This is a genomic window from Mycobacterium bulgaricum (assembly GCF_041287165.2).
Classification (GTDB): Bacteria; Actinomycetota; Actinomycetes; order Mycobacteriales; family Mycobacteriaceae; genus Mycobacterium; species Mycobacterium bulgaricum.
Map to the genome: position 1 here is coordinate 370,063 of NZ_JBGGKV020000004.1, position 19,137 is coordinate 389,199.

The following is a 19,137-nucleotide window of genomic DNA, read 5'->3' on the forward strand; positions in this document are numbered from 1 at the left end:
CGCCAGCCCCGCGAGTTGTCTTCGCACGATTGGCGACGCTAATCGCGTCAGGACTCGACTTGCGCGCGATCAGGTATCCATCCGGTCTCGGCCGGTTTAGAGCCTGCTGATACCGGGGTTCGGGCCGAGCGCGAAGCCCCAGTCCAGCAGCGCCGAGGCTTGATCCCAGTACGTCGGTCCGCCCTCCTTGACCAGCCCGTACATCAGCGCGACCACCAGATGTCTGCCGTTGCGCGAGGCCCCCGCGACGAACGTCTTGCGGGCGAGGTCGGTGTAGCCGGTTTTGCCGCCGAACGCGCCGGGGTAGCGATGCAGCAGCTCATCCTGGTTCACCAGCACGACGTCGCCGGTCTTGGTGGGGAACACGGCGCTGGGTTGGGCGGTGATCTGCGCGAACACCGGGTAGGCCATCGCGGCGCGGAAGATGACGGCCAGGTCGTGGGGGGTGGACCAGATGTCGATGCCGGGGCCGTCGATACCGGAAGGCGATCCGGCGTTGGTGCCGTAGGCGCCGACCATCGCGGCTTTGGCGTTCATCTTCGTGACCGCCGCCTCGCGACCGCCCAGCATCGTCGCCAACGTGTTGGCGGCGTCGTTGCCCGACACCAGCAGCAGTCCTTCGAGGAGTTGGCGGGTCGTGTAGGTGATGCCAGGGGCCACCCCCGCACAGTTGCACTCCACCAACGTGTCGGCCTCGTTGGCGACGATCGTCGCGTCCAGCGGCAGTTCGTCGAGGACCACCATCGCCAGCAGGATCTTGATGGTGCTGGCCGGAGCGAAGCGGTTGTTCTCGTCACGCCCGGCCAGCACTGCTCCGGTGTCCATGTCGGCGAGAACCCAGGCCTGCGCCGGGCCGTCGGGGACAGGAACCGAGCCCGCGGGCTGAACGATTCCCGATGCAGGTAAGGCCGACGCCGACGGGGGAGAGATGGACGGCCCCGCAGCGACCAGGCACAGCGTGGCCGCGAGGCCCGCGAGAAGCCTTGTCATGGCGGCTGAGTCTAACGGGGGTCGAACCGGGGTCTATTCAAGGCCGATGCGGCCGGCTCATCGTGTTCAATCAGACCCATGTTGAGCATCGAGGAGATCTCGGACCGGCTTGAAATCCAGCAATTGCTGATCGACTACTCCACGGCGATCGACCGACGACGGTTCGACGACCTCGACGCGGTCTTCACCCCGGACGCCTACATCGACTACCGCGTGGCGGGCGGCATCGACGGGAGCTTCCCTGAGGTGAAGGCGTGGCTCAAGGAGGTGCTGCCCAGCTTCCCGGCCTACTACCACCTGGTCGGCAACGCAGATGTTCGGGTCTCGGGCGACACGGCCACCTCCCGTGCGATCTGTTTCAACCCGATGGTGATGGGCGGCGGCGAGGGGCAGGACTCCGCCCAGGTCTACTTCGTCGGCATCTGGTACGTCGACGAGTTCGTCCGCACCGAACAGGGGTGGCGGATGAGCAAGCGCGTCGAAGAGAAGTGCTTCGACAAGATCGTGTGACCTGTCAGCGGGTGGCGCGCCGGGCCACCTTCGCCGCGGTGCGCTTGATGCGGTCGGACACGTAGAGCGAGAACGCGACGTTGAAGATGTCCTCGCGAAGCCGCGTCAGCGTCGAGGCGGTGATCAACCAGCGCCCGTCGATCTTCTCGTACTTCTCGCGGTAGTGCCCGTAGCCGCGCAGGTTCACCCCCGGTGCCAGCCGTACCACGTCTTCGAGCGCCCACACCCCTTCTGCGGTGGTGGCTGAGGTCAGCTCGATCTCGGGCGCGTGCACCTGGTGCACGGTGGCATTGCCACGCAGGCTGCGCCGGGTGAACGCGACGAACTCGTCCGCGCCGACGATGACCTTGCCGCCGGCCTGCGAGGTGTCGCTGTGGAAGCCGTCGCTGAACAGCGACCGCCACGCCTCCCAGTCCTTGGTGTCCAAGAATCGGCAGTAGCGTGCCTTCACCTGTTTGATCGACTCGATCTCCAGCAGCGAGGCAGCGTCGTCCATGCCCTAGAAGGTGACATTTGCGGCTCATCTTGTAAAGGTCGGGCACCCGGCCGCGAGCGTGATTTTCGCCGATGGGCGCAGGTCTGGCACAATAGGCGGCTGTCCGAGCACGGCTTCCGCAAGGATGCGCCGTGCCGCGTCACACACGTAAGGCAAAACCGGATCCGGCATCCCGCCGCGATCGCTGAATTGCAGCGTGGCAATCACAGGAGAGATCGCTCAATCATGGCTGTCAAGATCAAGCTCACCCGCCTCGGGAAGATCCGCAATCCTCAGTACCGCATCTCGGTCGCCGACTCGCGCACCCGCCGCGACGGCCGCTCGATCGAGGTCATCGGCCGGTACCACCCGAAGGAAGAGCCGAGCCTCATCGAGATCGACTCGGAGCGCGCCCAATACTGGCTCGGCGTCGGCGCTCAGCCCACCGAACCGGTTCTGCAGCTGCTCAAGATCACCGGTGACTGGCAGAAGTTCAAGGGTCTGCCCGGCGCCAAGGGAACGCTGAGGGTCAAGGAGCCCAAGCCCAGCAAGCTCGACCTGTTCAATGCCGCCCTCGCGGACGCGGACGGCCCCTCGACCGAGGCCACCACCCCGAAGAAGAAGAAGGCTCCGGCCAAGAAGGACGAGCAGCCGGCCGAGAGCGCCGAGGCGACAGAGGCCTCCGCCGAGGTCGCCGCCGAGACTCCGGCTGAAAGCTGAGTCGGCAGTGAGTTCTGTCGTCGTCGACGCCGTCGAGCACCTGGTGCGCGGAATCGTCGACAACCCTGACGATGTTCGCGTCGACATGGTGACCAACCGCCGCGGCCGCACCGTCGAGGTCCACGTTCATCCAGATGATCTGGGCAAGGTCATCGGACGCGGCGGTCGTACGGCGACCGCGCTGCGCACCCTGGTGGCGGGCATCGGCGGTCGCGGAATCCGTGTCGACGTGGTGGACACCGACCAGTAACAACCGAAGGGCCCTGCCTGATGGATCTGGTTGTGGGGCGCGTCAGCAAAGCTCATGGCGTGACGGGCGAACTGGCCGTCGAGGTCCGCACCGACGACCCGGAGGGCAGGTTCGCGCCGGGGGTCACCCTGCGGGGCCGTCCCGGCCGTGGCGGCGCCGAACGCGAATTCGTCATCGAATCCGTTCGGGCGCATGGTGATCGGCTGCTGGTCCGCCTCAAAGGCGTCGGTGACCGCGATGCGGCCGACGGGCTGCGAGGCACCCTTTTCCTGGTCGACTCGGGCGACCTTCCCGCGATCGACGACCCCGACGAGTTCTACGACCATCAGCTCGAAGGCATGACGGTCGCGACGTCCGAGGGTGGGACCGTGGGCACGGTGGCCGAGGTATTGCACACGGCTGCAGGCGAATTGCTCGCCGTGCGGAATGCAGATGGCGCCGAGGTGCTCGTGCCGTTCGTGTCGGCGATCGTCGTGTCGGTGTCGTTGAAAGACCAGGCCATCGTCATCGATCCGCCCGAGGGCCTACTCGAACTCTGAGGATGCACAGCCCGTGAAGATCGATGTGGTGACCATTTTCCCGGCGTTCCTCGACGCGCTCCGACAGTCGTTGCCGGGCAGGGCGATCGACGCGGGCATCGTGGAACTCGCCGTACACGACCTGCGGAACTGGACCCATGACGTGCACCGGTCGGTCGACGATTCGCCGTACGGTGGCGGCCCGGGGATGGTGATGAAGGCGCCTGTGTGGGGCCCCGCACTCGACGACATCTGTTCTGAGGAAACGCTTCTCGTGGTCCCGTCGCCCGCAGGTCGCCTGTTCAACCAGGCCGCGGCGCAGCGCTGGTCGGGGGAGCGGCACCTCGTGTTCGCCTGCGGCCGGTACGAGGGCATCGACCAGCGGGTGGTCGAGGACGCTGCGACCCGGATGCGGGTGGAAGAGGTCTCCATCGGTGACTATGTGCTGCCCGGCGGCGAATCGGCTGCGGTGGTGATGATCGAGGCCGTCGTCCGCTTGCTACCCGATGTGCTCGGCAATCCCGCGTCACATCGGGACGATTCGCATTCCGAGTCGGTCGGTGGCCTCCTGGAAGGGCCCAGCTACACGCGGCCCGCCCACTGGCGGGGACTGGACGTCCCCGATGTGCTGCTGTCCGGTGACCACGCGCGCATCGCCGCGTGGCGCCGTGAGCAGGGGCTGCAGCGGACCCGTGAGCGCCGTCCCGACCTGCTCGGCGAGCAGGGCCGCTAGATCTTCCCGGCCGGGAACATCGTCTTCACGGCATCGGTGATGGTCTGTCGCGCGGCGTCGTCGCCGACGGCCTGCATCGATCCGATCACCATGATGTAGCGACGGTCAGGGCCGATCACGCCGGTGGACAGGTGCATCCAGTCCGAGCCGATGCAGCACATCCACCCCTGCTTGACGGCGACCGGTTCGGCGAAAAGTCCCTCGGGGATGCCGAACCGCTGGGGGTAGACGCCGCCGGGCACCATGCCGTCGGGTGCGGTCGGCGTGGACGCGGACAGGTCGGAGAGGATGAGGTTGACCTGTTCTCTGGGAAGTCCGCCCGTCCCCGACAGCAGCATGTCGTAGTAGCGCACCAGGTCGGGGGCCGTGCTGATGGTGTTGAACCAGCGGCCGTCGCTGGGCCGCCTGGTGGAGGTGAGACCGTAGCGTCTGACGATCCGATCGATGATCGCGGTGCCGCCGCTGCGGTTCCAGAACACCTCGGCTGCACTGTCGTCGGAGGAACGCAGCATCACGTCGAGCGATCGGTGGTCCTCAGGGGTCAGCGTGGTCTTGCCCTGGGCGACCTGCAACAGCAGATCGTCGGCGATGAACAGCTTCACCACGGAGGCGATGGCGATGGGCATGGTGTTGCCGTTCGTGACGAGTTGACCGGTGTTGCGGTCGAGCACCGCCGCGGTGATGTCGGCACCCGCCGCTGCCGCCTGGGTGGTGGCCTGCCGTCCGCGATCGGCCAGCCCGGCGAACGTCGGGGCAGGCTCGTCGGGGGGGATCTCGGGCCGCGGCGCCATTGTGCCCAGCGGAGCGGTGACCGTCAGAGGAGGGCTCGGGGAGACGGGCTGAGCGCCGTAGCCCGTCGCCGTGCAGGCGGCGAGAAGTGACACCGCCGCGCCACTGGTGAACAGCCTCAACGGCCGTCGCATCGCTCGTTCCTCCAGAATGTGTGGGCCGACGCTGTCCCCCCAGATCGGGCTGCGTATCGACGCACACCCGGGCTCGTCCAGGGTAACTGCTGCCGGCGCGCCCCGCGTTGTTGGCGAAGCGGGCCGCGGAGCCCGGTTCACCGGATTTCGGGGAACGGGACTCCGTCTGGCACAATTGGGCAGTTGTCTGTGCACGGCTGGGGTGGCATGCCCCGGTTCGGTCGCACGACTCGACCAAGACGTCCGAACACATCGGCTCTGCGTGCGTCCTCAGGACGCCGGCACGGGCCGCGAACAACAAGGAAGTGTCACCGATGAACACGCTGGATTTCGTCGACCAGACGTCGTTGCGCGACGATGTCCCGGCTTTCGGCCCCGGCGACACCGTCAATGTCCACGTGAAGGTCATCGAGGGCTCCAAGGAGCGCATCCAGGTCTTCAAGGGCGTGGTGATCCGCCGCCAGGGTGGTGGCGTGCGCGAGACCTTCACGGTGCGCAAAGAGAGCTACGGCGTGGGTGTCGAGCGCACCTTCCCGGTGCACTCGCCCAACATCGACCACATCGACATCGTCACTCGCGGTGATGTGCGCCGAGCGAAGCTGTACTACCTGCGTGAGCTCCGCGGCAAGAAGGCCAAGATCAAGGAAAAGCGCTGACGCTCCAGGTCGTGCGTGGTCTGACGGTGCTCTGGCTAGTCTGATCACGTGACGCTGTCCTCAGGGCCCTCCGGCAATCCCGACCCGTCCGACGATTCGTCCACCGAGCGCACGCTCGAAGACCCGGTCGACAGCGACGAGGACGCGCAGGACGAGACGTCCGGCAAGAAGAAGCGTGGGGCTCTCAAAGAGTTCGCGATCCTTATCAGCATCGCTCTCGTGCTCTATTACGTGATGCTGACGTTCATCGCCCGGCCGTATCTGATCCCGTCGGAGTCGATGGAACCGACCCTGCACGGCTGCAACGGCTGCGTCGGTGACCGCATCATGGTCGACAAGCTGTCCTACCGGTGGGGTGCACCCGAACCCGGCGACGTCATCGTCTTCAAGGGGCCGCCGAACTGGAGCATCGGCTACAAGTCGATCCGCTCGGACAACACCGCGATCCGCTGGGTGCAGAACGCGCTGTCGGTGGTCGGGTTCGTCCCGCCCGACGAGAACGATCTCGTGAAGCGCATCATCGCCACCGGCGGACAGACGGTGCAGTGCCGGCTCGACACCGGGCTCACCGTCGACGGCAAGAAGCTCAACGAGCCCTACCTGAACGCCGAGACGATGATGGCCGATCCCGCGGTCTACCCGTGCCTCGGCAACGAATTCGGCCCGGTCACCGTCCCCGAGGGCAGACTGTGGGTGATGGGCGACAACCGCACCCATTCCGCCGATTCGCGCACCCACTGCACCAATGTGCCCGCGGACGCGCAGAAGGGTCTGCTGTGCACCGGCGATCCGACGGCGGGAACCATCCCGGTGGAGAATGTGATCGGGAAGGCACAGTTCATCGCCTGGCCGCCGGGCCGGTGGGGTGGCGTGTCCTCGGTCAACCCCCAGAGCTGACGGTCGGCATCGACCAGCTCGGAAGGAGACGCTGACACTTGCCGGCTGCGTGGCCCCCAAGGGCCGTCATCCGCAAATCGTCGGGCCTGCGCACGCTGGAATCCGCGTTGTACCGTGCCGGTCTCGGTCCGGTCGCCGGTGTCGATGAGGTCGGCCGAGGCGCCTGTGCCGGCCCGCTCGTCGTCGCGGCGTGTGTGCTGGGGCCCAATCGGCTGGAAAGCCTGTCGGCGCTCGATGATTCGAAGAAATTGAACGAGGCCGAGCGGGAGCGGCTGTTTCCGATCATCCGGCGTTACGCGCTGGCCTACCACGTCGTGTTCATCCCGTCGATGGAGGTCGACCGCCGCGGCGTGCACGTGGCTAATATCGAAGGGATGCGCCGGGCCGTTGCGGGCCTGCCGGTGCGGCCAGGGTACGTGCTGTCCGACGGCTTCCGGGTACCGGGCCTGCCGATGCCGTCGTTGCCCGTGGTGGGCGGCGATGCCGCCGCGGCCTGCATCGCCGCGGCCAGTGTGCTGGCCAAGGTCAGCCGCGACCGGCTGATGGTCGCGATGGAGAACGACCACCCCGGCTACGGGTTCGCCGACCACAAGGGTTACAGCACGCGGGCCCACAGCGCGGCGCTGAACCGGCTGGGTCCGTCGAGCCAGCACCGATTCTCTTTCATCAACGTGCGGCGGCTGGTCGTAGACGGGGAACCCGGGGAGCGTGGTGAACTGGAGTGCGGGAAAATGCCTGTGGACATGCCTGGAGACGGCGTACTACGTGAAGGACAGCTGAGCCGATGAGTGCCGAAGATCTCGAAAAGTACGAAACCGAGATGGAGCTCTCGCTCTACCGCGAGTACAAGGACATCGTCGGGCAGTTCAGCTACGTCGTCGAAACGGAACGACGGTTCTATCTCGCGAACAGTGTCGAGATGGTGCCCCGCAACGCTGACGGCGAGGTCTACTTCGAGCTGCGCCTCGGCGACGCCTGGGTGTGGGACATGTACCGGCCCGCGCGGTTCGTCAAGCAGGTCCGGGTCATCACGTTCAAGGACGTCAACATCGAAGAGGTCGAGCAGCCCGAGCTGCGGCTTCCGGAGTAGCGGTCTCGCGATGCGGGTTCGGTCGAATGCCTGCTCCCGCACCAGTGGGCGACATGAGTAATGGCGCTGTGCCGATGCCCGGCGACGACGACTTCTACGCGCCTCCACCGGGCCTGGGCGACCTCGCGCCGGGCACGGTACTGAGGTGTCGACGTGTTCCCTTGGCGTTCTTCGGCCGCGTCCGGCATGGCTCGGCCGTGCAGCTGATGTATCGCAGCACCGACGCCCACGGTGTACCGGAGGCCGCCGTCACCACGGTGGTCGTCCCACGGGGCCGTGCGCCGGAGACCTGCCCGATCCTGTCGTACCAGTGCGCGATCGACGCCGTCGCCGCGCGCTGCTTCCCGTCCTATGCCCTTCGCCTCGGTTCGCAGGTGGTGGGCGCTTCGGTACAGGCCGAATTCCTTTTCGTGGCAGCCGCGCTTGCGCGCGGATGGGCCGTGTCGATCCCGGATCACGAAGGGCTGCAGGGTATGTGGGGCGCACCGTACGAGGCCGGTTTCCGGGTCCTCGACGGTCTGCGCGCGGCCGTGGGACATGCCGAACTCGGTCTGTCGCCTGAGGCGCCGATGGCGATGTGGGGTTACTCGGGCGGTGGCCTGGCCACCGGGTGGGCAGCCGAGGCGGCTGCCGACTACGCGCCGGAGCTGACGCTGGTCGGTGCGGTGCTCGGCTCACCGGTGGTGGATCCGGAAAACGTTGCGCGACGGCTGAACTCCACAGCGTGGGCCGGTCTGGCCGCACTCATGATCGCGTCGCTGGTCCACGTCTTCCCCGAGGCGCAGAAGGTGGTCGACGAGCACGCCACCGACTCGGGGAAGGCACTGCTGACCGAGATCGAGCAGATGTCGACCGGGGCGGCCATTCGGCGGCTGCGCAATGCCGATATCGCCGACTACGTCGATATGACGCTGGACGAATTGTTCGCGCTGCCCGAACTGCGGCGCGTGTTCGAGATGACACGTCTTGGTCAGTCCACGCCTGCTATGCCGGTACTCATGATCCAGGGCGTACACGACAGAATCGTCGACGTAGCCGACGTCGATGCGCTGGTCCGCTACTACACCCAGGGCGGAGCGACGGTGAAGTATCACCGCGATCCATTGGCGGACCATCTCCTGCTGTATCCGTTCGCGGTCCCGCTGAGCCTGCGGTGGCTCGAGCGCAGATTCCGCGCGCGCGATCACCGCCACGACAGCAGCTCTTGGCCCGCCGTGCTCAACCCTCGGACGTACCAGGGTCTGCCGGGATTAGCCGCGGGGATCCCGCGATACGCCCGATCCCTGCGCCGATAACGGGCCCAAGGCGGTCCGGCGGTGCCGAACCGCCCTGGGCGACAGCAGGTTTGAAAATCAGTCGGCGTCGACGGTGTTGGGTTCGATCGATGTCTGCGAGCCGGCGCGACTGACCTCGATCTTGCGTGGTTTGGCGCGTTCGGCCACAGGGATCGTCACCGTCAGAACTCCGTTCTCGTACGTCGCGGTGATGGCTCCGGTGTCCACGTTGTCGCCGAGCGAGAGCTGGCGGCGGTATCGGCCGAAGAACCGCTCGTTGGCCAGCCATTGCGCCGAGTCCTCGGATCGGGCGGTGCGGTGCGCCGAGATCGTCAATGTGCCGCTGTCGACATCGATGTCGACCGAACCGGGGTCGACACCGGGCAGGTCGGCAGTCAGCACGTAGTGGTCGTCGATCTTGCAGAGGTCCATCGGCATGAACCGGGGCGCACGATTCGATCCGCTCTGGCTGGCGAGCAGGCCCCGGGTCAGAGCGTCGATGTCACTGAACGGATCAAAACGAAGCACAGTAATCCACCTCCTATGTCTCAGAGCCCGCCACCCTGGCGGGCGACCAAATCACTGTGCGATGCCGAGATTAGCACTCGAGTCCGGCGAGTGCTAGTCCTGATTCCTGGATTTTTTTGAACTCTTTCTGAGACTCTTCCACTGTCCCAGTGGAGCTTTGGGGTCAGGACCACGATGCGGATCATTGCGAGCTCGCAGTGCCCGTCCGCAGCTGACAGACTGAACTCGTGCGCACCACACCGCTGTGCTGGCTCACCGACATGGACGGGGTACTCGTCCGCGAGGAACACGCCCTCCCGGGGCCGCCGAGTTCCTGCAACGCCTCGTCGATCGTGAGCGTCCCTTCCTTGTGCTCACCAACAATGCGATCTTCACGCCACGCGACCTCGCCGCGAGGCTGGCCCGATCGGGCCTCGTTGTCCCCGAGAACGCCATCTGGACGTCGGCGCTGGCGACCGCGACATTCCTCGCCGATCAACTGCCAGGCGGCTCGGCCTACGTCATCGGTGAGGCCGGTCTGACCACCGCAATGCACGAAGCCGGCTACACGCTGACCGACGTCGCTCCCGACTTCGTCGTGCTCGGCGAGACGCGCACCTATTCATTCGAGGCGATCACCAAGGCCGTCCGCCTGATCCTGGGCGGGGCCCGCTTCATCGCGACCAACCCCGACGTCAGCGGGCCGTCCGCCGAAGGTCCGTTACCCGCCACCGGATCCGTCGCCGCAATGATCACCAAGGCCACCGGGCGCGAACCCTACTTCGTCGGCAAGCCCAACCCGATGATGTTCCGCAGCGCGCTCAACAGGATCGAGGCCCACTCGGAGAGCACGGTCATGGTCGGCGACCGCATGGACACCGATGTCGTCGCGGGCATCGAAGCCGGGCTGGAGACCATCCTGGTCCTCACCGGGTCGACCACGATCGACGATGTCGAGCGCTACCCGTTCCGGCCGAGCCGAGTTCTGCCTTCCATCGCCGAGGCGATCGAGCTCATCTGAGCACCGAAGGGTGAGCTTGCTAGCTTGAGCGGATGACCGAACCAGGGCCTGATCCGGCGCGGCCACTGGCCGGCGTGCGGATCGTCGAGATCTCCAGTTTCGTCGCCGTTCCGCTGGCCGGCATGACCTTGGCCCAGCTCGGCGCCGAGGTGCTGCGCGTCGACCCCGTCGGCGGTGCCGCGGACTACAAACGCTGGCCGCTCACCGAGGCCGGCGACAGCATCTACTGGGCGGGACTGAACAAGGGCAAGCGATCGCTGGCGGTCGACATGCGCTCCGACGACGGCCAGGACCTGGTCGCGAAGCTGGTCGCCGACAGCGGTGTGTTCATCACGAATGTCGCTGGCCGTCAATGGCATTCCTACGAAGCACTGCGCGGGCGTCGGCAGGATCTCATCCACGTGGAGATCTCCGGGCGGGCCGACGGCGGTACCGGCGTCGACTACACCGTCAACGCGGCCATCGGGTTCCCGCTCGTCACCGGCCCGGCGGGGCTGGCTACCCCCGTCAACCACGTGCTTCCCGCCTGGGATGTCAGCTGCGGGCTCTATGCGGCGCTGTCGGTGGTCACGGCACTGCACCACCGCGACGCCACCGGCGAGGGCCAGCAGATCAGCATCCCGCTTGAGAACGTCGCCCTCGCGACGGCGGGCAACCTGGGCCTGCTGACCGAGGCGATGATCAACGGCACCTCCCGTCAGCGCATCGGCAATGCCGTGTATGGCACCTACGGGCAGAATTTCACCAGCAGCGACGGTGTCGCGTTCATGGTCGTGGCGCTCACAGGCAGGCACTTCCGCGACCTCAACACCCTGACCGAGACGACGGAAGCCGTAGCGGCACTGGCGGAGTCACTCGGTGCCGACCTCTCCGACGAAGGGGAGCGTTATCGTCACCGCGATGCGCTCAGCGCGCTGTACGCGGAATGGTTCAGCACCCACACCGGCGCGGAGATCGCGGCGGCGCTGTCGGCCACGTCGGTGCTCTGGGAGCGCTATCAGAGTTTCGCGGAGACGGCCTCGGATCCTCGCGTCACCGACAACCCGCTGTTCACCGAGCTAGATCAGCCGCGAGTGGGCCGTCACCACGCCGCCGGGATGCCGGTGTCGATCGACGGCGTCTATCCGAAGGCGGTCCCGGCGCCTGCCCTCGGCGACGACACCGACGCGGTGCTGGCGGATTGGCTGTCACTCGACAGCGCCCAGATCGACGAACTGCGCGGATCGGGCACGGTGGCATGAGCAGGTTGCTCGACCTCCTCGATGTCGCCGACGCCGGAGCGCAGACATGGCGTGGTGCGGCCAGCGGTCCGGAAGGCAAGCGCGCGTACGGTGGCCAGCTGGTCGCACAGAGCCTGGCCGCAGCCGCCCGCACCGTCGACCGCGCGAAGGCGCCGACCGCGATGCATCTGCAATTCCTGCGCGGCGGCGAGGCCGGCGACCCCGTCGACTACGGCGTCGTCCAGACCTACGACGGTCGGACCGCGGCGTCGCGCCGCGTCGACGCGTCCCAGGGCGGGCGTCTACTGACCACCGCTACCGTGTCTTTCGCCGCGCCGCTGCCCGGCCCCGAGCACGGCCGACGGGACCAGCTGCCCGACGATCCGGACGCGCTGCCTTCCACCGGTCCCGCGGGTCCCGCACCGTCTATGCCTCTCGACGAACTCGACATCCGCGTCGTCGACCAAGGCTCCGGCGCCGAATTCGTCCGGCGGCTGTGGTGGAGGGCTGACGTCGAGTTGCCCGGGGATCCGCTGCTGCACACGCTGATCGCGGTCTATGTCACCGACGTCTATCTGATCGACCCCGCGCTGCGGGTACACGGCCACTCGATGCGCTCGCGAACCCACCGCAGTGGCACCACCGATTCGTCGGTGTGGTTCCACCAGCACGTGCGCGCTGATCAGTGGAACCTCCTCGAAGCCCGCTCACCTGCCGCTGCGCGCGGCCGCGGCGTCGTGAGCGCCAGCCTGATCCGTCAGGACGGCGTCGTCGCAGCGACCATGGTCCAGGAAGGACTCATCGCAGAGCGGGAGCCCGCACCGAATCCCCCGCTGTGAGCCGTCGGTCCCGCAGCCGCTGACGCCCCTGGGTGACCATCGCGGCCAGCACGACCCCGACGACGAGAGACGCCACCACGCCGGCCAGACGCTGGTCGCCGAACAACGGATACACCTGGTAGTGGGTCAGATACACGTACAGCGACGCCTCCGCGAGCACGCCCGCGGCGACGGCGAGTCCCGAGGGGCAGCGGACCGCGGGGAGCCAGATCAGCAGGGCAAGCCCACCAAGCACGAGCAGTTCGCGCACGGTGGTGGTGAAGTAGCCGTGCAGACAGGCGGCCAGGACGACCGTCACCGCTGCGCGCTGGACCGTGGTGCTCGCCTTCGCCGCGGCCCAGCCGACCGCGAAAAACCAGAAGGCCAACATCGTGAACCACGCGTCGCGGCCCAGCTCGAGGCCGAGCACGTCATAGCGCAGTGCGATACCCACAGCGAGGAAAGCCATCGCCAGCCCAAACGGATACCGTCTCTCCGCCCGGTCCATCGCAGGTAGCCAGAACAGTGCGGCGAGCGCGATCAACGTCCACACCAGCAACTCGACGAACCACAGCCGGCCGGCGGTCATGCTGTCATGCGGACCCAGAAACTTGTTGGCCAGCAGCAGATTCGACGGGTGGTAATCATCGGTGATCATCAGCGCGAGCGCTATCCACGCGAGGGAGGGCACGGCGATCCACGCGATCGTCGTGCGGAGGTGCTGAACTCGGACGGTACGCGGCAACGGGGTCAGGCAGAACCGGCCGAAGTTGTACCCGGCCACGCCGAGCAGGATGTGCGCGCCGCCCCACATATTGAACAGGTCGGCGTGGGATCCGACGATGAGCACGATCGCCACGGCACGAAGGGCGACGCTGGTTTCGAGCGTGCTTCCCCAGGACTGCCACCACCGGCGCATCGGTGCGGGTGCAGCGGCCAGTTCGCGCAACGACTTCCGCTGCCAATCGGCGGGTAGGTAGCCCAGCGTCCGTTCGAGTCGCACCGACATCGTCACGTAGGTCAAGGAGTTGCCGCCGAGGTCGACGAAGCTGGCGTCGTCGTCGATGGCGGCGGGTGGGACGTGCAGGACATCGGCGAACAGCGCGCGCAGGTCGCCGTCGGGCTCCGCCGCCTCGGCGGCGGCGTCGGCCGCCAGGGCGCGCGCCGTGGGGTAGTCGGGCTTTCCGGATGGCAGCTGGGGAAGTTCGGCGACGACGACGGCGTCGACGGCCCCGGCCGGGATCCCTGCGGCGGTCGCCGCCGCCCGGCGCACGTCGTCGGCATCGCGATGACCGGCCGCGACCACGGCGAGCCGTTCGTCGCGGTCGGTGCACAACGTCTGCAGCCCGTCGCGACGCAGCGTCGTCTCGAGCTGCTGGAGGTCGATCCGCAAGCCGTACATCTTGACGAAACGGCTTCGACGGCCGATGACTTCGTAGAGCCCGTCGTCGGCCCGGCGCGCGATGTCTCCGGTGCGGAGCGCGTCGAGTGATGCTCCGAGCGTGAGGTCGGCAGGGGATCGGGCGTAGCCCATCATGACGTTACGTCCGTGATAGACCAGTTCCCCCGCACCGTCGTCGGGCCACTCGTCGAGCTTCTCGATCGAGAAATCGCCGCCCGGTATCGGGACTCCGATGGCAGTGGGGCGGCTCCGTGCCAGATGCGGTGGCAGGTAGGCCATTCGAGCGGTCGCCTCGGTGGCTCCGTACATCACGAACAGCTGCCAGCCGTGGTGTTGTGCCACGGTGGCGAAGTGCTGCACGCGGTCGGGCGCCATCTTGCCGCCGGCCTGCGTGACGTAGCGCAGGCGCGGGAGATTCATCGCGGGGAAGTTGACGCGTTCGAGGAGTTCGAAGGTGTAGGGGACGCCGGCGAAGGAGGTGCCGCCGTGGCGGCGGAACAGTTCCCAGAATTCAGGGTCCGCGACGGAGTGTTCGGTCAGGATCAGTGCCGCGCCGACCAGGAGATGGCTGTGGATGACCGAGAGTCCGTAACAGTAGGACATCGGCAATGTGGTTGCAGCGCGGTCATTTTCGTCGATAGCGAGATATTCGGCGATCGAGGCGGCGTTGGCGGTCAGGTTGGAGTGCGAAAGGCGCACGAGCTTCGGGGATCCCGTACTACCCGAGGTGGAGAGCAGTAGCGCGAGGTCGTCGTGCAGTACGTGTCCGGCGTCGCCGCGCCGGTGAACGCCCGTCCTGTCGATGACGACGTCGGGCCGATAGGTGGCGACGATGTCGGCGTGATCGCGTCCGTCGGGAACGGGAAGGACGACATGTCGACCGGCAAGGGCGCCCAGGTAGCGGATCAGTGTGGCGACGTCATTGCGGGTCTCGATGAGAACGAGCTGCCGCCGCGGTCCCAGCGCGGCGGCAAAGGCGTCGACGCGGTCGGCGAGCGCAGAGTAGGTCAGCTGATCGGAGCCGGTGAGCACCGCGATCCGGTCACCATGACTGCGCAGGTGATCGACGAGCCGACTCATTCGGTAAGGATAACCTTAGGGCACTGGCGCCCAGCCCAGGTCCGTATCGGCTACCTCGTTCACATGCGGCTGTATTTGCTCCTGATGAAGCTGTAGATGCCGAATGCGGCGATGCCGACCGCGGCGGCGATCAACAGGAACTTGCCAAAGGGTGCCTGTCCGAGTGTCTTGACGGCCGAGTCCAGACCGGTCGCCTTCGACGGGTCTGCCTGGATGGTGGCGAGGATGACAAGGAGACCGGCGCCGGCGAGGACGAGGCCCTTGGCGACGTAGCCCGTGACGCCGATCGGGGTGATGGCCTTACCGCCCGAGACGCGCAGCTCGTCGAGGAACTTCTCCGATGCGCCCTTGTAAACGTGGTAGGCGCCGACGGCGGCCACTCCGATGCCCACGGCGATCAACAGAGCCTTACCCCAGGTGGACTGCATCAGCTGGGCGGACAGACCGGCGTTCTGCTGTGCGTTCGACTGGCCGCTGCCCATCGCGAACCGGGCTGCGGAGAACGCGATCGCGAAGTTGACGATGGCGAGACCGAGCGCTTTGAGCCGCTTCCAGCCCGGCTTGTCCTCGCCGTCTCTGGGTTTGGAGCCCATGATCGCCTCGGCGACGTACCACAGGCCGAGGGCCACGAGGCCGGCTGTGGCGACCCACAGCATGATCGCGCCGCCCGTCTGGCTTCCCAGGGTGGCCAGTGCGCCGGACTGGTCTGCGTTGCCGCCGCCTCCCACGAACGCGAGCCGGGCGATAATGTAGCCGACGAGAAGGTGGAGCACACCGCTGGCCGCGAAGCCGATGCGGGCGAGTTTCTCCAAGGTGTTGCTGTCGGTCGCGCGGTCGGCAGCGCCGTGTAGCGAGCGCGGCATCGATCCCCCTGGGGTGCGGGTGGCCATCATGTCCTCCTGGTCGGCTGATGGTGGCGTGTACCCCGGATTTGACGTTGGTGAAACTGCGATTCCGGTGTGCTGGGGATGGATTCGGGTTTGGGGATGAATCGACGGTGTTGTCGGCTGCGGTCAGCAGTGTGTGGGCATGACCAGAACAGAGAGCCGGGCCGAGATCGGGGCGTTGGGCGAGCGACTCGCAGCGGACTACCTGCGGGGCTTGGGCTTGCGGGTGATCGCGCGCAACTGGCGGTGCCGCTATGGCGAGCTCGACATCGTCGCGGCCGACGATCCGTCACGCGGCGTGGTGTTCGTCGAGGTCAAGACCCGCACCAGTGATCAGTTCGGCGGCGTCGCTGAGGCCGTGACTCCGGAGAAGGTGCGTCGGCTGCGTCGCCTCGCGGGGTTGTGGTTGGCGCAGCAGGACGGGAGTTGGGCCTCGGTGCGTGTCGACGTCGTGACGGTCCGGATGGGTCGCAGGCGTGACCCTGAGATCGTCCACATTCGGGGGGTGGGGTGATGTCGTTGGGGCGGGCGTTCTCGGTGGCGGTGCGCGGTGTGGAAGGTGAGATCGTCGAGATCGAGGCCGACATCACCGCGGGTCTGCCTGGGGTGCATCTGGTGGGGCTGGGCGATGTGGCGCTGCGGGAGTCGCGTGACCGGGTGCGTGCGGCGATCACCAACTGCCACTTCACGTGGCCGATGGCGCGGCTGACGCTGGCGTTGTCGCCGGCGACCCTGCCGAAGATGGGTTCGGTCTACGACATCGCCCTGGCCGCCGCGGTGTTGTCGGCGAATGCGAAGAAGTCGTGGCCGCGCCTGGAAAAGACGGTGCTGCTCGGCGAACTCGCCCTCGACGGTCGGGTAAGGCCGATCAAGGGTGTGCTGCCTGCTGTCCTTGCGGCGCAGCGTCAAGGCTGGCCGGCGGTGGTGGTGCCGATCGACAACCTGGCCGAGGCCAGCCTGGTCGACGGCATCGAGGTATGGGGCACCCGCAGTCTCCGCGAGCTGCAGGCCTGGCTGATCGGCAAGGGGGATCTCGACGCACGCGTCGACAGTCCTCGGGAAGCGCCGGAGGCGGCGGTGGACCTCGCCGACGTCGTCGGGCAGACGCATGCGCGCTATGCGATAGAGGTGGCGGCAGCGGGCGCACACAACCTGTTGATGACGGGCCCTCCCGGTGTAGGGAAAACGATGTTGGCGCAACGTCTTCCCGGCCTGCTGCCGCCATTGTCGGATGCCGAGTCGCTGGAGGTCACCGCCATCCATTCGGTGGCAGGCACACTGACCGGTGACGCGCCGTTGATCACGAGGCCGCCGTTCGTGGCTCCCCACCACACGTCGAGTGTCGCCGCGCTTGTCGGCGGGGGATCGGGGATGGCCCGCCCCGGTGCGGTCAGCCGCGCCCACCGCGGCGTCCTGTTCCTCGACGAATTCGCCGAGATCAATGCCAATGCCCTTGAGGCACTGCGTACACCGCTGGAGGACGGCGAGATCCGGATCGCTCGCCGAGAAGGGGTCGCGCGTTACCTCTGCCGGATCCAGCTTGTGCTGGCGGCCAACCTGTGCCCATGTGCTCCTCCGGACCCGCGTGACTGTATGTGCGGGGCGGCCGAGAGGCGCCGCTACCGCACCAAGCTTTCGGGTCCCCTCGTCGACAGAGTCGACCTTCGCGTCGAGATGCACGCGTCGCGCGAGGGGACGTTCGACGACGTCGAAGGTGAGCCGACTTCTGTTGTCCGCAAACGGGTGTGGGCCGCTCGTGCGGCGGCCGCCGAGCGTTGGCGTCCCTACGGCTTCACGACCAACGCCGAGGTCAGCGGTGCGCTGCTGCGGCGCGAGTTCGCGCTGGGCGCTGAGGCGATGAAGCCGCTGCGGACGGCTGTCGACCGAGGGTCGCTGAGCATCCGAGGCATGCACCGCACGGTGCGTGTGGCGTGGACGTTGGCCGACCTCGCGGGACGCGGCTCGCCGGGCAAAGACGACGTCGCAACGGCGATGAGCTTTCGAGGAGTGGGTGGTCTGTGATGGACGAGGTCGAGCGGCGGGCGTGGGCGTATGTCTCCCGCGTCGCCGAACCCCCGAACGAACAGCTGGCCGCCCTGGTGGCCGGCGAAGGAGTCGTGGCGGCGGCGGAACGGATCCGGCGCGGGGATGTCCACGACAAGTTGCGAAAGGCGACCGAGGCTCGCCGCGACCTCGACTGCGCTGCAGAGGATCTCGAGGTCCTCGACCGGATGGGGGGCCGGTTGCTCACAGACGGCGACGACGAGTGGCCGTACCTGGCGTTCCAGGCATTTCGCACCGTGGACCGGACGAAGCGGCCCCACGCGCTGCCACCGCTGGTGCTCTGGGTTCTCGGACCGTCGAGGCTGAGCGACATCCAGGATCGCAGCGCCGCCATCGTCGGGACCCGTGCGGCGACCAATTACGGCGAGTACGCCACCGCCGACCTCACCGCGGGTCTGGTCGAAAAGGATGTCGCGGTCGTGTCGGGTGGGGCTTACGGCATCGACGGAGCGGCGCATCGCGCCGCGCTGGCATCCGACGGCGAGACCGTCGCAGTGCTCGCCGCAGGCCTCGACGTGCCCTATCCGGCAGGGCATTCCGCGCTGCTGCACAGGGTGGGCAAACAGGGGCTGCTCGTCAGCGAGTATCCGCCGGGGACACGGCCCACCCGCAGGCAGTTCCTCACGCGCAACCGGTTGGTGGCAGCACTCGGCAAGGCAACCGTCGTCGTCGAGGCCGGGATCCGCAGCGGCGCAGCCAACACCGCGGGATGGGCCGACGCGCTGGGGCGAATCGTATGTGCGGTACCCGGCCCGATCACGTCGTCGTCGTCGATCGGCTGCCACGTCCTGATCCGCGATCGCAAGGCCATCCTCGTCAGCCGTGCCGCCGAGGTCGTGGAGCTGGTGGGCAGAATCGGTGAGTTCGCACCCGAACATGAACGCCCGGTCAGCGACCTGGACGGCCTCAGCGACGACGAACTCGCCGTCTACGAGGCGCTGCCAGGGCGTGGCACGCGCAGCGTGGAAGAGATCGCCGTCACTGCCGGAAAACCCGCGACGCAGGTGCTCGGGCCGCTGACCATGCTGAACGTGCGTGGCCTCGCGATCCAGGAGAACGGCTGTTGGAAGCTGGCAAAACGCTAGGAGCCTGCGGCGGGCTG

At 67.3% G+C, this 19,137-nt stretch carries 21 protein-coding genes and 1 pseudogene; 16 read left to right on the forward strand and 6 right to left on the reverse strand.

Annotated elements, in window-relative coordinates:
* Positions 1-96: 96 nt before the first annotated feature.
* Positions 97-990, reverse strand: coding sequence for a D-alanyl-D-alanine carboxypeptidase family protein (locus ACAG24_RS14900; protein WP_370472987.1), 894 nt, complete (start codon positions 988-990; stop codon positions 97-99).
* 78 nt (positions 991-1,068) lie between these two features.
* Here ACAG24_RS14900 and ACAG24_RS14905 point away from each other — a divergent pair, with 78 nt between their 5' ends.
* Entirely contained in the window at positions 1,069-1,500 is a 432-nt protein-coding gene (locus ACAG24_RS14905; protein ID WP_370472988.1) for a nuclear transport factor 2 family protein, read from the forward strand.
* A 4-nt stretch (positions 1,501-1,504) separates the two neighbouring features.
* Here ACAG24_RS14905 and ACAG24_RS14910 read toward each other — a convergent pair whose 3' ends face one another.
* Positions 1,505-1,996, reverse strand: a complete 492-nt coding sequence (locus ACAG24_RS14910) for a nuclear transport factor 2 family protein (protein WP_370472989.1) — start codon at positions 1,994-1,996, stop codon at positions 1,505-1,507.
* Positions 1,997-2,221: 225 nt separating this feature from the next.
* Between ACAG24_RS14910 and rpsP the strand changes: the two genes are divergently transcribed.
* Genes rpsP through trmD form a run of 4 tightly spaced genes read left to right on the forward strand, consistent with a single transcriptional unit; the run spans position 2,222 to position 4,196 of the window.
* Positions 2,222-2,695 (forward strand): 30S ribosomal protein S16, encoded by a 474-nt coding sequence (gene rpsP, locus ACAG24_RS14915; protein ID WP_370472990.1) that lies wholly within the window; start codon positions 2,222-2,224, stop codon positions 2,693-2,695.
* A 7-nt stretch (positions 2,696-2,702) separates the two neighbouring features.
* Positions 2,703-2,945, forward strand: coding sequence for an RNA-binding protein (locus tag ACAG24_RS14920; RefSeq protein ID WP_003928628.1), 243 nt, complete (start codon positions 2,703-2,705; stop codon positions 2,943-2,945).
* A 20-nt stretch (positions 2,946-2,965) separates the two neighbouring features.
* On the forward strand, positions 2,966-3,484 hold the full coding sequence (rimM, locus tag ACAG24_RS14925) for a ribosome maturation factor RimM (RefSeq protein WP_370472991.1): 519 nt from the start codon (positions 2,966-2,968) through the stop codon (positions 3,482-3,484).
* Positions 3,485-3,497: 13 nt separating this feature from the next.
* Positions 3,498-4,196, forward strand: coding sequence for a tRNA (guanosine(37)-N1)-methyltransferase TrmD (gene trmD / locus ACAG24_RS14930; RefSeq protein ID WP_370472992.1), 699 nt, complete (start codon positions 3,498-3,500; stop codon positions 4,194-4,196).
* Here trmD and ACAG24_RS14935 read toward each other — a convergent pair.
* On the reverse strand, positions 4,193-5,119 hold the full coding sequence (locus ACAG24_RS14935) for a serine hydrolase (protein WP_370472993.1): 927 nt from the start codon (positions 5,117-5,119) through the stop codon (positions 4,193-4,195). The genes trmD and ACAG24_RS14935 overlap by 4 nt on opposite strands.
* 314 nt (positions 5,120-5,433) lie before the next feature.
* On the opposite strand from ACAG24_RS14935, the gene rplS reads away from it, so the two are divergent.
* Genes rplS through ACAG24_RS14960 form a run of 5 tightly spaced genes read left to right on the forward strand, consistent with a single transcriptional unit; the run spans position 5,434 to position 9,057 of the window.
* On the forward strand, positions 5,434-5,775 hold the full coding sequence (gene rplS, locus ACAG24_RS14940; protein WP_024447038.1) for a 50S ribosomal protein L19: 342 nt from the start codon (positions 5,434-5,436) through the stop codon (positions 5,773-5,775).
* 48 nt (positions 5,776-5,823) lie between these two features.
* Entirely contained in the window at positions 5,824-6,672 is an 849-nt protein-coding gene (lepB, locus tag ACAG24_RS14945; RefSeq protein WP_370472994.1) for a signal peptidase I, read from the forward strand.
* 38 nt (positions 6,673-6,710) lie between these two features.
* The gene (locus ACAG24_RS14950; RefSeq protein ID WP_370472995.1) at positions 6,711-7,460 is read left to right on the forward strand and encodes a ribonuclease HII; all 750 of its coding nucleotides are present in this window, start codon (positions 6,711-6,713) and stop codon (positions 7,458-7,460) included.
* Complete coding sequence (locus ACAG24_RS14955) at positions 7,457-7,762, forward strand: DUF2469 domain-containing protein (protein WP_370472996.1); 306 nt, start codon at positions 7,457-7,459, stop codon at positions 7,760-7,762. The genes ACAG24_RS14950 and ACAG24_RS14955 overlap by 4 nt, the downstream gene beginning before the upstream one ends.
* Before the next feature lie 53 nt (positions 7,763-7,815).
* The gene (locus ACAG24_RS14960) at positions 7,816-9,057 is read left to right on the forward strand and encodes a lipase family protein (protein WP_370472997.1); all 1,242 of its coding nucleotides are present in this window, start codon (positions 7,816-7,818) and stop codon (positions 9,055-9,057) included.
* 57 nt (positions 9,058-9,114) lie between these two features.
* On the opposite strand, the gene ACAG24_RS14965 is transcribed toward ACAG24_RS14960, so the two are convergent.
* Positions 9,115-9,564: an Hsp20/alpha crystallin family protein gene (locus tag ACAG24_RS14965; RefSeq protein WP_370472998.1), complete on the reverse strand. Its 450-nt coding sequence runs from the start codon at positions 9,562-9,564 to the stop codon at positions 9,115-9,117.
* Positions 9,565-9,824: 260 nt separating this feature from the next.
* On the opposite strand from ACAG24_RS14965, the pseudogene ACAG24_RS14970 reads away from it, so the two are divergent.
* The 3 genes and pseudogenes from ACAG24_RS14970 (at position 9,825) to ACAG24_RS14980 (ending at position 12,623) form a co-directional block, all read left to right on the forward strand.
* A pseudogene (locus ACAG24_RS14970) lies at positions 9,825-10,564 on the forward strand (HAD-IIA family hydrolase).
* A 32-nt stretch (positions 10,565-10,596) separates the two neighbouring features.
* Positions 10,597-11,805: a CoA transferase gene (locus tag ACAG24_RS14975; protein WP_370472999.1), complete on the forward strand. Its 1,209-nt coding sequence runs from the start codon at positions 10,597-10,599 to the stop codon at positions 11,803-11,805.
* Positions 11,802-12,623: an acyl-CoA thioesterase gene (locus tag ACAG24_RS14980; protein ID WP_370473000.1), complete on the forward strand. Its 822-nt coding sequence runs from the start codon at positions 11,802-11,804 to the stop codon at positions 12,621-12,623. The genes ACAG24_RS14975 and ACAG24_RS14980 overlap by 4 nt, the downstream gene beginning before the upstream one ends.
* Here the strand turns inward: ACAG24_RS14980 and ACAG24_RS14985 are convergent.
* Together ACAG24_RS14985 and ACAG24_RS14990 are read right to left on the reverse strand one after the other, a co-directional pair.
* On the reverse strand, positions 12,583-15,084 hold the full coding sequence (locus ACAG24_RS14985; RefSeq protein ID WP_370473001.1) for an AMP-binding protein: 2,502 nt from the start codon (positions 15,082-15,084) through the stop codon (positions 12,583-12,585). The genes ACAG24_RS14980 and ACAG24_RS14985 overlap by 41 nt on opposite strands.
* 59 nt (positions 15,085-15,143) lie before the next feature.
* Positions 15,144-15,974, reverse strand: coding sequence for a DUF1206 domain-containing protein (locus ACAG24_RS14990; RefSeq protein WP_370473002.1), 831 nt, complete (start codon positions 15,972-15,974; stop codon positions 15,144-15,146).
* A 139-nt stretch (positions 15,975-16,113) separates the two neighbouring features.
* Between ACAG24_RS14990 and ACAG24_RS14995 the strand changes: the two genes are divergently transcribed.
* Genes ACAG24_RS14995 through dprA form a run of 3 tightly spaced genes read left to right on the forward strand, consistent with a single transcriptional unit; the run spans position 16,114 to position 19,120 of the window.
* A complete protein-coding gene (locus tag ACAG24_RS14995; protein ID WP_370473003.1) occupies positions 16,114-16,485 on the forward strand; it encodes a YraN family protein in 372 nt (123 codons plus the stop codon).
* Positions 16,485-17,993, forward strand: a complete 1,509-nt coding sequence (locus tag ACAG24_RS15000) for a YifB family Mg chelatase-like AAA ATPase (protein WP_370473004.1) — start codon at positions 16,485-16,487, stop codon at positions 17,991-17,993. The genes ACAG24_RS14995 and ACAG24_RS15000 overlap by 1 nt, the downstream gene beginning before the upstream one ends.
* A complete protein-coding gene (gene dprA, locus ACAG24_RS15005) occupies positions 17,993-19,120 on the forward strand; it encodes a DNA-processing protein DprA (RefSeq protein WP_370473005.1) in 1,128 nt (375 codons plus the stop codon). Before ACAG24_RS15000 ends, dprA begins: the two co-directional genes overlap by 1 nt.
* Positions 19,121-19,137: the final 17 nt, after the last annotated feature.

Bases quoted from the DNA above. Each gene is read 5' to 3' on its own strand.
- ACAG24_RS14985 (WP_370473001.1), bottom strand. From the start codon at position 15,084: ATGAGTCGGCTCGTCGATCACCTGCGCAGTCATGGTGACCGGATCGCG.
- rpsP (WP_370472990.1), top strand. From the start codon at position 2,222: ATGGCTGTCAAGATCAAGCTCACCCGCCTCGGGAAGATCCGCAATCCT.
- ACAG24_RS14955 (WP_370472996.1), top strand. From the start codon at position 7,457: ATGAGTGCCGAAGATCTCGAAAAGTACGAAACCGAGATGGAGCTCTCG.
- ACAG24_RS14905 (WP_370472988.1), top strand. From the start codon at position 1,069: ATGTTGAGCATCGAGGAGATCTCGGACCGGCTTGAAATCCAGCAATTG.
- ACAG24_RS14980 (WP_370473000.1), top strand. From the start codon at position 11,802: ATGAGCAGGTTGCTCGACCTCCTCGATGTCGCCGACGCCGGAGCGCAG.
- ACAG24_RS15000 (WP_370473004.1), top strand. From the start codon at position 16,485: ATGTCGTTGGGGCGGGCGTTCTCGGTGGCGGTGCGCGGTGTGGAAGGT.
- rimM (WP_370472991.1), top strand. From the start codon at position 2,966: ATGGATCTGGTTGTGGGGCGCGTCAGCAAAGCTCATGGCGTGACGGGC.
- dprA (WP_370473005.1), top strand. From the start codon at position 17,993: ATGGACGAGGTCGAGCGGCGGGCGTGGGCGTATGTCTCCCGCGTCGCC.
- ACAG24_RS14990 (WP_370473002.1), bottom strand. From the start codon at position 15,974: ATGGCCACCCGCACCCCAGGGGGATCGATGCCGCGCTCGCTACACGGC.
- rplS (WP_024447038.1), top strand. From the start codon at position 5,434: ATGAACACGCTGGATTTCGTCGACCAGACGTCGTTGCGCGACGATGTC.
- ACAG24_RS14960 (WP_370472997.1), top strand. From the start codon at position 7,816: ATGAGTAATGGCGCTGTGCCGATGCCCGGCGACGACGACTTCTACGCG.
- ACAG24_RS14910 (WP_370472989.1), bottom strand. From the start codon at position 1,996: ATGGACGACGCTGCCTCGCTGCTGGAGATCGAGTCGATCAAACAGGTG.
- ACAG24_RS14975 (WP_370472999.1), top strand. From the start codon at position 10,597: ATGACCGAACCAGGGCCTGATCCGGCGCGGCCACTGGCCGGCGTGCGG.
- ACAG24_RS14995 (WP_370473003.1), top strand. From the start codon at position 16,114: ATGACCAGAACAGAGAGCCGGGCCGAGATCGGGGCGTTGGGCGAGCGA.
- ACAG24_RS14935 (WP_370472993.1), bottom strand. From the start codon at position 5,119: ATGCGACGGCCGTTGAGGCTGTTCACCAGTGGCGCGGCGGTGTCACTT.
- ACAG24_RS14900 (WP_370472987.1), bottom strand. From the start codon at position 990: ATGACAAGGCTTCTCGCGGGCCTCGCGGCCACGCTGTGCCTGGTCGCT.